Consider the following 11,246-nt stretch of genomic DNA (forward strand, 5'->3'; position numbering starts at 1 on the left):
GGCCAACCATGCGCACCAGTCAATTTTTGCTCGCCACACAGAAAGAAACGCCTTCCGATGCGGTCGTGATCAGCCATCAGCTGATGCTGCGCGCCGGCATGATCCGCAAACTCGCCTCGGGCCTGTACACCTGGCTGCCCATGGGCCTGCGGGTTATGCGCAAGGTTGAAGCCATCGTTCGCGAAGAAATGAACGCTGCCGGCTCTCTGGAAGTGTTGATGCCGAGCACCCAACCGGCCGAGCTGTGGCAGGAATCGGGGCGCTGGGAAGAATACGGCCCTGAGTTGCTGCGCATCAAAGACCGCCACGGTCGCGACTTCTGCGCGGGCCCGACCCACGAGGAAGTGATCACCGATCTGATGCGCAACGAGTTGAGCAGCTACAAACAGCTGCCCATCAACCTGTACCAGATCCAGACCAAATTCCGTGACGAAATCCGCCCACGCTTCGGTTTGATGCGCGGCCGCGAATTCATCATGAAAGACGCGTACTCGTTCCACACCGACCAGGCGTCGCTGCAGGTCACTTATGACCGCATGCATCAGGCGTACTGCAACGTGTTCACGCGTCTGGGCCTGAAGTTCCGCCCTGTCGAGGCTGACAACGGCTCGATCGGCGGCGCCGGTTCCCACGAGTTCCACGTACTGGCCGAGTCCGGCGAAGACGACATCGCCTTCAGCAACGGCTCCGACTATGCGGCGAACATCGAGAAAGCCGAAGCTGTGCCACGGGAAACTTCCCGCCCTGCACCGACTCAAGAGCTGCGTCTGGTGGACACTCCGGACACCAAGACCATTGCTGCACTGGTGGAAAAATTCAATCTGCCGATTGAAAAGACCATCAAGACCCTGATCGTGCGCGCCGAAGAAGAAGGCAAACTGATCGCTCTGGTGATCCGTGGCGACCACGAACTCAACGAGATCAAAGCCGCCCAGCAACCCGGCGTTGCCAGCCCGCTGGTCATGGCGACCGACTCCGAACTGCGTGACGCCATTGGCGCCGGTGCCGGTTCCCTCGGCCCACTGAACCTGCCGCTGCCAATCATCATCGACCGCTCGGTCGAGCTGATGAGCGACTTCGGTATCGGCGCGAACATCGATGACAAGCACTACTTCGGCGTGAACTGGGAGCGAGACCTGCCGGTTCCGACCGTGGCTGACCTGCGCAACGTGGTGGCGGGTGACCCAAGCCCGGACGGCAAAGGCACGCTGGAAATCAAGCGCGGCATCGAAGTCGGTCACATCTTCCAGCTGGGCAACAAGTACAGCAAAGCGATGAAGTGCGAAGTGCTGGGCGAGAACGGCAAGCCAGTGACCCTGGAAATGGGTTGCTACGGTATTGGCGTGTCCCGCGTGGTGGCTGCCGCCATCGAGCAGAACAACGATGCAAACGGCATCATCTGGAGCGACACCCTGGCGCCGTTCCAGATCGCGCTGGTGCCGCTGCGTTATGAAACCGAACAGGTTCGCGAAGCCACCGACAAGCTGTACGCGGAACTGACTGCGGCCGGTTTCGAAGTGCTGCTGGACGATCGCGACAAGAAAACCAGCCCGGGCATCAAGTTCGCGGACATGGAACTGATCGGCATTCCACACCGCATCGTGGTCAGCGACCGCGGCCTCGCCGAAGGCAACCTGGAATACAAGAGCCGTACCGAAGGCGAGGCGCAAGCGCTGCCGGTGGCTGACGTATTGTCCTTCCTTCAGGCCCGTATCCGCCGCTGAAACCAGATAGAGACGTCATGTTCAAGCGAAACACCTTAGGCCTCGGTGGCACCGCCCTGTGCGGTGCCCTGCTGGTCAGCGGCTGTGCCAATCACATGTCACAGCGCAGCGAGCACGAAGAGCGGGTCGAGCGCAAACTGCTCGATCACAGCCTGCAGATCGATGTCGGTGAGCCTAAGGTGCTTGAGCTGCCGCAGCGACGCGTGAAGATCAACGAGCAGAAAACGTTCGAAGTCACCGAGTTCGACGTCACCCGTCGTTACGATCGCTACACGCCTTACCAGCCCTGGCGGGAAATCTACGAGATCCCGCTGGGTGTGGTGGCCGTGGTCGGTGGCGTCGGCGCGAACGTGGTCAACGTATTCGCGCTCGGCAACTTGCCGGACAGCGTGACCAAGGACTGGCTCAGCTACGGCTTCGCCGGACTCAACCCGTTCATGAACGTGCAGTCCAACGGTCGTGCGCAACAGAACCTGGCCGGCATCGATGAAGTCCAACGCGACAAGCGCACGGAGTATTCGAGCCTGCCGTGGAGCGAGCGCCCGGTACAAGTCAAGGCTGGCAAACAGACTTTCGACATGACCACCGACCGCAACGGCGTGCTGCGTCTCAACCTGCTGGACAGTCCGTTCGCCGAAAATGACCTCAATCATGTCGGCAAATTGCAGATCAGCGTCGAAGACGCCAAGGATGACGTGCACTCTGACTCATCCCTGGTGATCAGCAGCCACCTGCGTGGCAAGCTGCTGGAAGCCCACGGGCTGATTTACGACGACCTTGAAGATGACGAAGTGAGCCAGTGGGTGCACCGAGTCAAACGTCTGTCGGAACTGGGCCTGGAAGAAGAAGCCAGCGAACTGGAACAAAGCCTGATCGAACTGACGCGTAACGATCCCGAGTTGCAGGCTGAATTTCTCAAGTCCTTGACCAAGGATGCGGGTCGCCTGGTGGCTGATCCAGGATCTAATTAAAAGCTGAAAGCATCGCGGGCAAGCCCGCCCCTACATTGGATCTGTGTCTTGCACAAATTCCCTGTGGGAGCGGGCTTGCCGCGAAGGCCGCCCCATATTCATCGCAAAACTACCGCTCAAACAATTCCATCTGCTCAAACCCGCCACGCAAATCCTCAAGCCTCACGCCAACCCCCAGCAAACGTACCGGTTTGCCACCCCGATTGAACGCCTGCGTGAGCATCAACTGATAACTGCCAAGATCCCGCCCTGCCCCGGCCTGCTCCAGCGTGGTCTGGGTAAAGTCGTGGAATTTCACTTTGACGAAAGGTTTGCCCGGGCGATAACTGCTATCGATTCGCGCCATACGGGTTTTCAGGGTTTCCAGAAGCTCTGGCAGCTTATCCAGGCAACTGCGCAGATCCGGCAGGTCAACATCGTAGGTATTTTCCACGCTGATCGACTGACGGCGACTGTCATTGTGGACCAGCCGCTCATCAATCCCACGGGCAAGACTCCAGAGTCGCTCGCCAAAACTGCCGAACTCGCGCACCAGCGCCAGCTTGTCCCACTCGCGCAATTGCATACAGTCGACGATGCCGAACTTGCCCAGCTTGTCGGCGGTGACCTTGCCGACACCGTGCAATTTGCTTACCGGCAAGCCGCTGACAAAATCTTCGACCTGATCCGGCGTAATCACGAACAAGCCATTGGGCTTCTTCCAGTCACTGGCGATCTTCGCCAGAAATTTGTTCGGCGCCACGCCTGCAGAAACAGTGATGTGCAATTGATTGGAGACGCGACGGCGGATGTCTTGGGCGATGCGCGTGGCACTGCCACCGAAATGGGCACTGTCCGACACATCAAGGTAGGCCTCATCCAGCGACAGTGGCTCGATCAGATCAGTGTAATCGGCAAAGATTGTATGAATTTCCTTTGAAGCTTCTCGATAGGCGTCCATGCGCGGTTTGACGATGGTCAGGTCCGGGCACAGCTTCAGGGCATGCCCCGATGACATGGCCGAGCGCACACCATAGGCACGCGCCTCGTAATTACAGGTGGCAATCACCCCGCGCCGATCTGCCGACCCGCCCACCGCCAACGGTTTGCCGGCCAAGCGCGGGTCATCGCGCATTTCGATGGCGGCGTAGAAACAGTCACAGTCGACGTGGATGATTTTTCGCTGAGTCATGTCAGAAAAGGAAACGTGGCGAACCGGATAGGCAGTATCTCACTGACAACTGTATATAGCACCAGTGGTCTGAATGTTCTTTTCCATCTATAGGAAAAGCCCTATGAATTTATTTTCTCAATCGAAAATCGACAACCAATAGAGCCGAAAGCCTTGTCCCACCTGACCTGTAGCGTGTTCCAACATCCCAATAAAACGCTAACCGATTGAACCTCAACACTTTTTATCCGGATTGAAGGTTGACAGCCCAGCGATCCTCTGTAGAATGCCGACACACAGACGCGGGATGGAGCAGTCTGGTAGCTCGTCGGGCTCATAACCCGAAGGTCGTCGGTTCAAATCCGGCTCCCGCAACCAAACATCAAAAAAGGCTACTCGAAAGAGTGGCCTTTTTTGTGCGTGCGTGTTTTTCAGTTTCAGCCCTCGCAGCCATGACAACCGTCAAACAGGAATTCGTTTCGTTTCCGAAACTTAACGCGCCACCTGCGACCGTTTGGCGCGATTCCACACTTATTTGACCCTTTACGGAATTAGCGGTTGACACCTCGCCGTTCGCCTGTAGAATGCCGCCACACAGACGCGGGATGGAGCAGTCTGGTAGCTCGTCGGGCTCATAACCCGAAGGTCGTCGGTTCAAATCCGGCTCCCGCAACCAAACATCAAAAAAGGCTACTCGAAAGAGTGGCCTTTTTTGTATCTGTGGAAAAAGTCCTTTCGCAACAATGATCTGTCACAGTGCAGTGAATCGTCCAGGATCATCAGGCCCACCGAGTTGCGACTATGCTTGGGTCGCGAACAAGACGTCTGCCATCCATGACTGCCCTCGCCGATACCCGGTGAGAGGCGTAGTATTTTGTGATTATTTTTTTCTACAGGGATTGGTAACTTGGCTGGATACCTCCATCCTGTCGCGCACAATCCAAGAGGTGATTGATGCGCGCCAACTCGTCTGATCCACAAGACACCGTCACAGCGGAACACCCGATCAAACCCGAGCGTTTGCGCTTGCTGGATCGGTTAAGCAAATACCGGCAACCGATTGGCCTGGCGGTCACGTTGCTGTTGTTTACCATTGCGCTGATTGCCTGTCGTCATTTGCTCGCCGAGCTCGATCTCGATGCCTTGCATGACTCGATTCTTGCCGTGCCCACACCCGTCCTCCTCGGTGCATTCGCCGCGACCGTGGTCGGCTTTATTATTCTGCTGGGTTACGAATGGTCGGCCAGTCGCTATGCCGGCGTGACATTGCCACCGCGCACACTGGCGCTCGGCGGTTTCACCGCGTTTGCGATTGGCAATGCCATCGGCCTGTCGATGCTGTCCGGCGGTTCGGTTCGCTATCGTTTATATGCACGACTGGGCCTGGGGGCGTCGGAAGTCGCGCACATGACCTTGTTCGCCAGCCTGTCGCTCGGCTGCGCCCTGCCCCCGCTGGCGGCTCTGGCGACCCTGAGCGATCTGCCCGCCGCCTCTCAGGCACTGGGCTTGTCCGAGGGACTGCTGGGTACGATCGCTGCGACTGTGCTGCTGCTCGGCGCAATCCTGATGATCGGCATCTATCGTCGTCGCCTGCCGGAACAACCGTATCGTGACAACCTGCTGGTCAAGGCCGGCCGTCGCACCTTGCGCCTGCCGGGTCGACGCCTGACTTTCCTGCAACTGCTCATCACCGCTCTCGACGTCGCCGCTGCTGCGACTGTCCTGTATCTGTTACTGCCCGAAAGCCCACCGTTTGGCGCGTTCCTGCTGGTGTACCTGCTGGCGCTGGCCGCTGGCGTACTCAGCCATGTGCCAGGCGGTGTCGGCGTATTCGAAGCGATCCTGCTGGCCGCGTTTGCCGACAAGCTCGGTGCCGCACCACTGGCCGCTGCGTTGCTACTCTATCGCCTGATCTACGTGGTGCTGCCGCTGCTGGTCGCCTGCGTATTGCTGTTGATCAATGAAGGCCAGCGCCTGTTCCAGACCCAGACCATGCGCGCGGCGTCCGGTCTGGCGGCGCCGATTCTGGCGGTGCTGGTGTTTCTGTCCGGCGTGGTGCTGCTGTTCTCCGGTGCCACACCCGAGATCGACACGCGCCTGGAGCACATCGGTTTCCTGATCCCTCATCGTTTGGTCGACGCTTCGCACTTCGGCGCCAGCCTGATCGGTGTGCTCTGTCTGATGCTGGCTCAGGGCCTGCGCCGTCGCCTCTCAGCCGCGTGGATGCTGACCACCATTCTGTTGCTTGTCGGTGCCCTGCTCTCGCTGCTCAAAGGCTTCGACTGGGAAGAAGCCACGCTGATGACACTCACCGCGGCGTTGCTGGGTGTGTTCCGTCGCTCGTTCTATCGCCCAAGCCGCCTGACCGAACTGCCGTTCTCGCCGCTGTATCTGGTGGCCAGCCTCTGCGTGCTGGGCGCCTCGACCTGGCTGCTGTTGTTCGCTTATCAAGACGTACCGTACAGCCATCAACTATGGTGGCAGTTCACCCTCGACGCCGACGCACCACGCGGCCTGCGCTCGCTGCTCGGCGCGGCGGTGCTGTTGCTGGTGATTGCACTGACCTGGCTGCTGCGCACCGCGCGCCCGGTGATTCATTTGCCGACGCCGGACGAAATCGATCGCGCGACGAAGATTCTGATGGCGTCCTCGCAACCCGATGGCGGCCTCGCGCTGACCGGTGACAAGGCGTTGCTGCTCCACCCCAACGACGAAGCGTTCCTGATGTATGCCCGCCGTGGCCGCAGCCTCGTGGCGTTGTACGACCCTATCGGCCCCGGCCAGCAACGCGCCGAGATGATCTGGCAGTTCCGCGACCTGTGCGACATCCATCACGCTCGCCCCGTGTTCTATCAAGTACGCGCGGAAAACCTGCCGTACTACATGGACATCGGCCTGACCGCGATCAAGCTTGGCGAAGAAGCCCGGGTCGACCTGCATCGCTTTGACCTGGAAGCCAAGGGCAAAGAGATGAAGGATCTGCGCTACACCTGGAACCGTGGCACCCGCGACGGTCTGTCGCTGGAAATCCACGAGCCGGGGCAAGCGCCGATGGATGAGCTCAAGGTTATTTCCGATGCCTGGCTGACCGGCAAGAATGTACGCGAGAAAGGTTTCTCCCTCGGCCGTTTCAGCGACGATTACCTGAAGCATTTCCGCATTGCGGTGATTCGCTTCGAAGGTCGTCCGGTGGCGTTCGCCAACCTGCTCGAGACCTACAGCCATGACTTGGCCAGTCTCGACCTGATGCGCGCGCACCCGGAGGCTCCCAAGCTGACCATGGAATTCATGATGGTCGGCCTGATTCAACATTATAAGAGTCACGGATACGCGCGCTTCAGCCTGGGCATGGTGCCGTTGTCGGGGTTGCAACCTCGACGGGGTGCACCGTTGACCCAGCGTCTGGGCTCGATGGTTTTCCGCCGTGGTGAGCAGCTGTACAACTTCCAAGGTTTGCGCCGCTTCAAAGACAAGTTCCAGCCTGACTGGGAACCCCGTTATATGGCCGTGCCCGCCGGACTGGATCCGCTGGTGGCGCTGGCTGATACTGCCGCCCTGATCGCGGGCGGCTTGACTGGATTGGTGAAACGCTGATGATTCAACGCTCCCTGAAGTACATCCTGGCCGCACTGATTGTGCTGGCCGTGATTGCCGGCGGCGGTTACTGGTACCTCAAACGTCCGGCACCGGAACCGACCCTCGAACAACTCACGCCCGTCGATGGCCCGGCCATGACCCGTGTGATTCCCGGCACCAAGCCCAAGGCTCAGGTGCTGGTGGCCGTCAATGACGACCAGAAACTCAGTGAAAAGCAACTGACCACCCTGAGCCGCAGCGCTTCGGCGCAGATCGTTCAGGTGGTTCTGCCCCAGGACTGCCTGCTGCAAAGCCGCGCCCTGCAGACGGGTCTGCGCGAACTGGACGGCCCGGCCACCCTGGTCAGCGGCATCGGCCCTGGTGCGGTGCTGGCGTGGCGCTGGTTGTCCGAGCAGAAGGACGACAAGGCCCAAGCCGTATCGGTTGGCCTGGCGCTGGAAAAACCCGGCTGCACCCACCTGCTGCCTAAATCCGCTGCCCACGGCCACTGGCTGGTGGCATGGAACGACAACCCGGACGACACCAGCGCCGGTTTCGTGCGCGATCAACCGAACGCCGAAACCAGTATCAGCGACTACGACATCAACCTGCCGCAAGTGCTGAACAACGAACTGCGCAAAATCCTCGTCGGCGGCGACAAGGCCAACGGTGGTCTGGCGATCCCGGTGGTTGAAGTCCCGGCCGGCCAGGCCAAAGACACCGTCACCCTGTTCCTGTCGGGTGACGGCGGCTGGCGCGACCTCGACCGGGACGTAGCGGGCGAAATGGCCAAGATCGGCTACCCGGTGGTCGGCATCGACACCCTGCGCTACTACTGGCAGCACAAGAGTCCAGAGCAAAGCGCGCTGGACCTGACCGAACTGATGCAGCACTACCGGCAGAAATGGGGCACCAAGCGCTTCATCCTCACCGGTTACTCGTTCGGTGCCGATGTCTTGCCGGCGATCTACAACCGCCTGCCTGAAACCGAGCAGCAACGCGTCGACGCCATCATCCTGCTGGCCTTCGCCCGCACCGGCAGCTTCGAGATCGAAGTCGAAGGCTGGCTCGGCAACGCCGGCAAAGAAGCCGCCACCGGCCCGGAAATGGCCAAGCTGCCAGCGGCCAAGGTTGTGTGCATCTACGGTGAAGAAGAGGCCGATGAAAGCGGCTGCACCGACAAGACAGCCGTCGGCGAAGCAGTGAAACTGCCGGGTGGTCATCACTTCGATGAGAACTATCCGGCACTGGCCAAGCGCTTGGTGGACTTGATCGAGAAGCGTCAGGCTGCGGGCAAGGTGGCTGAAGAGTGATCTGAAGCGCACCCAACAAAAAGCCCCCGTAACTTTGCAGTTGCGGGGGCTTTTTACATTCCAGTGGGCTTACATCTCTACCTGCGTCCCCAACTCAATCACCCTGTTCAGCGGCAAATTGAAGAACCTCAAGTTCCCGTTGGCGTTCTTCAACATGAACGCGAACAGCGCTTCACGCCAACGCGCCATCCCCTCAAGTTTCGAGGCAATCACCGTTTCACGGCTGAGGAAGTAAGTGGTGCGCATCGGGCTGAAATCCAGCTCGTCCAGATGACACAACTTCAGCGCTTGCGGCACGTCCGGCTCGTCAGTGAAGCCAAAGTGCAGGATCACCCGGAAGAAGCCTTCTCCGTAGGCATCCACTTCGAATCGCCGTTGCGGCGGCACCCGCGGGATGTCTTCGTAGACCACGGTCAACAACACCACTTGCTCGTGCAGCACCTGGTTGTGCAGCAGGTTGTGTAACAGCGCGTGAGGCACGGCGTCGGGGCGCGCGGTGAGGAACACGGCGGTGCCCTGGACGCGATGCGGCGGTTGCACACGAATGCTGCTGATGAAGATGGGCAGCGGCAAGGCGCCTTCGTCGAGACGCTCGACCAGCAACTGCTTACCGCGCTTCCAGGTGGTCATCAACACGAACAAGGCGATACCGGCAATCACCGGAAACGCACCACCCTGCACGATCTTCGGCACGTTGGCGGCAAAGTACAGGCCGTCCACCAGCAGGAAACCGATCAGCACCGGCACCGCAAGGATCGGTGGCCATTTCCACAGCAGCAGCATGACGGCCGACACCAGAATCGTGGTCATCAGCATGGTGCCGGTCACCGCCACACCGTAAGCCGAGGCCAGTGCGCCGGAGGATTCAAAGCCCAGCACCAGCAAGACCACGCCAACCATCAGCGACCAGTTCACGGCACCGATGTAAATCTGGCCCTGCTCGTCGCTGGAGGTGTGCTGGATGTACATGCGCGGGATGTAACCGAGCTGGATCGCCTGACGGGTCAGGGAGAATGCACCGGAAATCACCGCTTGCGAGGCGATCACGGTCGCCAGCGTTGCCAGCCCCACCAGCGGAATCAGTGCCCAGCTTGGTGCCAGCAGGTAGAACGGGTTACGTGCCGCTTCCGGGTTTTCCAGCATCAAGGCGCCTTGACCGAAGTAGTTGAGCACCAACGCCGGCAGCACCAGCAGGAACCAGGCACGGGCAATCGGCTTGCGGCCAAAGTGGCCCATGTCGGCGTAAAGTGCTTCGGCACCGGTCAGCGCCAGCACCACCGCGCCGAGGATTGCCACGCCCATGCCCGCATGCACCATGAAAAACCGTACCGCCCACACTGGATTCAGCGCATACAGCACCTCCGGCGTGTGGCTGATGCCGTACACGCCAAGGGCGCCGAGCACCAGAAACCAGGTGACCATGATCGGCCCGAAGAGAATACCGATCCGCGCCGTGCCGTGACGCTGGATCAGGAACAACCCGACCAGCACCACCAGCGACAACGGCACCACCCAATGGTCGATGCCTTCAAACGCCAGACCGACGCCTTCAATGGCCGACAGCACGGAAATCGCCGGCGTGATCATGCTGTCGCCGTAAAACAGCGCCGCACCGATCAGCCCGCAAACCACCAGCAATGAACGCAATTTCTTGCGCTCGCCCGCCGCTCGCCGTGCCAGTGCGGTGAGCGCCATGATCCCGCCCTCCCCCTGGTTGTCGGCGCGCAGGACGAACATCATGTATTTGATCGACACGACCCAGATCAGCGACCAGAAAATCAACGACAAAATGCCCAACACCCCGTCGTGATTGACGGGCACACCGTAACCGCCGGAAAACACTTCTTTGAGGGTGTACAACGGGCTCGTGCCGATGTCGCCGTAAACCACCCCGACCGCCGCGACCAGCATGCCGATCGGCTTTGCCGTCGAATGCTCGGCGCCCGCCGCCTGACTACTTGCCTGCCCCATCCAACACTCCTGATTCCCAGACCGGCTACTTCGAATGAAACACTATGTTGTGTGGTGCAGCATGCGCTGTTTTACTTGCTGTTACAGACGATTTGTTGACTGTAAAAATTTGGCAAGGCCCAACGGCGCGAAGCATAGCGCAGCACTCGTCGTATTTCCCGGCATAAAGCTGGTCAAGTGAGTTGCACGCCGCTAGAATTGCGCACTTTTTGATCAGAGGCGCCATTCAAGCGCCCGTCTCTCGATTCCTGCGTCAGGCAATCGATGTCACAAAATACCGAGGTTAGACATGTCCACCACTCCTGCGCCGACCAATCCAAAGGTTGGCTTTGTATCTCTGGGTTGCCCCAATGATTTTCTATCTATACCTTGATTTTTCAGGGCGCCCTGCCTGTCATTACCTCCTCAATCGTCCCCCCGGTGTCAGGATAGTTGTCGCCTCTCCGGTTTTTCCAAAAAAAGCATATCGGGGGCGGAAAGAGACTGGTCGTGCCGTACTATTCACCTGAACGCAGAGCCGCATTACTTAAGATGCTGCTTC

6 protein-coding genes and 2 tRNA genes are annotated in these 11,246 nt (G+C 59.6%); 6 read left to right on the forward strand and 2 right to left on the reverse strand.

Translation table 11 applies throughout. The annotated features are described in order from the left end of the window. Window positions 1–8 precede the first annotated feature (8 nt). Both AACY11_RS01745 and AACY11_RS01750 read left to right on the forward strand, forming a co-directional pair. Window positions 9–1,724 (forward strand): proline--tRNA ligase, encoded by a 1,716-nt coding sequence (locus AACY11_RS01745; protein ID WP_339430613.1) that lies wholly within the window; start codon window positions 9–11, stop codon window positions 1,722–1,724. 17 nt (window positions 1,725–1,741) lie between these two features. Continuing rightward, a complete protein-coding gene (locus AACY11_RS01750) occupies window positions 1,742–2,695 on the forward strand; it encodes a hypothetical protein (RefSeq protein WP_339430612.1) in 954 nt (317 codons plus the stop codon). Window positions 2,696–2,804: 109 nt separating this feature from the next. Here AACY11_RS01750 and dinB read toward each other — a convergent pair whose 3' ends face one another. Beyond that, window positions 2,805–3,866, reverse strand: a complete 1,062-nt coding sequence (gene dinB / locus AACY11_RS01755; protein WP_339430611.1) for a DNA polymerase IV — start codon at window positions 3,864–3,866, stop codon at window positions 2,805–2,807. Window positions 3,867–4,146: 280 nt separating this feature from the next. Between dinB and AACY11_RS01760 the strand changes: the two genes are divergently transcribed. The 4 genes from AACY11_RS01760 to AACY11_RS01775 all read left to right on the forward strand — a co-directional run bounded on the left by AACY11_RS01760 (window position 4,147) and on the right by AACY11_RS01775 (window position 8,734). Beyond that, window positions 4,147–4,223, forward strand: a tRNA-Met gene (locus tag AACY11_RS01760). Window positions 4,224–4,444: 221 nt separating this feature from the next. Further along, window positions 4,445–4,521, forward strand: a tRNA-Met gene (locus tag AACY11_RS01765). A 278-nt stretch (window positions 4,522–4,799) separates the two neighbouring features. Further along, entirely contained in the window at window positions 4,800–7,439 is a 2,640-nt protein-coding gene (mprF, locus tag AACY11_RS01770; RefSeq protein ID WP_339493718.1) for a bifunctional lysylphosphatidylglycerol flippase/synthetase MprF, read from the forward strand. Further along, window positions 7,439–8,734, forward strand: a complete 1,296-nt coding sequence (locus tag AACY11_RS01775; RefSeq protein WP_339430609.1) for a virulence factor family protein — start codon at window positions 7,439–7,441, stop codon at window positions 8,732–8,734. The genes mprF and AACY11_RS01775 overlap by 1 nt, the downstream gene beginning before the upstream one ends. Window positions 8,735–8,803: 69 nt before the next feature. Here the strand turns inward: AACY11_RS01775 and AACY11_RS01780 are convergent, their stop codons facing one another. Continuing rightward, a complete protein-coding gene (locus AACY11_RS01780; RefSeq protein WP_339430608.1) occupies window positions 8,804–10,705 on the reverse strand; it encodes a potassium transporter Kup in 1,902 nt (633 codons plus the stop codon). Window positions 10,706–11,246: the final 541 nt, after the last annotated feature.

The organism is Pseudomonas sp. RA_105y_Pfl2_P56, assembly GCF_963970845.1.
GTDB lineage: Bacteria > Pseudomonadota > Gammaproteobacteria > Pseudomonadales > Pseudomonadaceae > Aquipseudomonas > Aquipseudomonas baetica_A.